The organism is Methylicorpusculum sp. (assembly GCF_030651835.1).
In the GTDB taxonomy this organism is placed as follows: Bacteria; Pseudomonadota; Gammaproteobacteria; order Methylococcales; family Methylomonadaceae; genus Methylicorpusculum.
The window spans coordinates 1-1,266 of record NZ_JAUSBX010000117.1; the positions used below are offsets into that span (position 1 = coordinate 1).

General features: G+C 54.6%; 2 protein-coding genes. Both read left to right on the top strand.

Features of this window, described 5'->3' with window-relative positions; translation table 11 throughout:
* The first annotated feature begins 210 nt into the window (after positions 1 to 210).
* Positions 211 to 681, top strand: coding sequence for a hypothetical protein (locus Q7V32_RS15280; protein ID WP_304897841.1), 471 nt, complete (start codon positions 211 to 213; stop codon positions 679 to 681).
* A gap of 185 nt (positions 682 to 866) precedes the next feature.
* Positions 867 to 1,055, top strand: coding sequence for a hypothetical protein (locus tag Q7V32_RS15285; RefSeq protein ID WP_304897842.1), 189 nt, complete (start codon positions 867 to 869; stop codon positions 1,053 to 1,055).
* The last annotated feature ends 211 nt before the right edge of the window (positions 1,056 to 1,266 follow it).

A 1,266-nucleotide genomic window follows, 5' to 3' on the forward strand; every position in this document is an offset into this window, starting at 1 on the left:
TGTGGTTTTAGCCACTGACAAGCCTATTTTAGGCGGATAAGTGGTAAAATCGGTGCCAGCACGATAGATCTTGGTGCTTCGTATTAATTATAACATATTGTATTATATGGCATATTTTGATTTTCTTTCAGGCACTATTTACCCATCCATAAACTGGAACCGCTGTTAAGCGATCCCGACGAAGCGGTTCGCCGCGTATTGGGGTACCGGATGCCGCTGGAATGGCTGACCTTGTTGCGTAACGACAGCGACCGCGAAGTCAGAATCACCGTCGCCGACCGCCTGCCGGAACACGAATTGGAACTGATGGCCGCTGACCACGACTATCTGGTGCGGGTCTATGTGGCCCGGCGCCTGCCGCACGGGCGCTTGTTTCGCTTGGTGGCCGACCCGGACAGCGAAGTGCGGCGCATCGTCGCCACCCGGATTCCCCGCGTCAGTCTGGGTTTGATGACGCATGACGCCGAAGTGGAAATACGCCGCATCGTTGTTCAGCGTATGGACGTCGATGATTTGGTCATGATGAGCCAGGATCCCGACTGGACCGTGCGCTACGAAGTGGCTCTGCGAGCGGAAGCGGATTTGCTGCAGCGAATGCTCGACGATCCTGAACAAGACGTGCGTCTGACCGCTCAACAACGCCTGGAAACACTCACCAACACCTGCAACTATGACGACTGAATATAGTGTCGGCCTTACCTATGCCGACCGATTGAACTTGGCCACCCAAGCCCGTCACAACGCCATAAAAACCCATTTCAACTGCGAACTCGCCTCGCTCACGTCCTTGATGGGGCCGATGAGCGACGGCGCGGCTTGGCTGGCGGCACGGCACGAGCGGAACGCCTGCATTATTTCCCGACGGCTTGTCCGATCCCTGGGTCGAACGCGATAAACCGGAAACCGGGCTGGGGCTGGAAGTGTTTAGGGTGGTGGCGCAACTGATGCAGGCAGGAGCCAATCCACTTTTGACTACCCAAGACGACTTCAGCGCGCTGGACTTAGCCGCCAGTCGCGCCTGCTTGCAATTGTTGCGTCAGACGGTAAAGACCTAAACCTAAATTTGCTTATTTTCATATAACTGTCTAACAAGAGTGCGAGCGGCTGAATTGAGTCTTGCTTTTCAATTACTCCCTTTATACTCAAAAAATGGTTAACTTTATGAAGGTATGGGGTGTGGCTAGCGAGGATGTCGGCAGCAGGGATTGCTGCCGTCAAGCCCCCATGGAGGGGTTCACGGCGGTCCTCGATAGACACATCCCATAC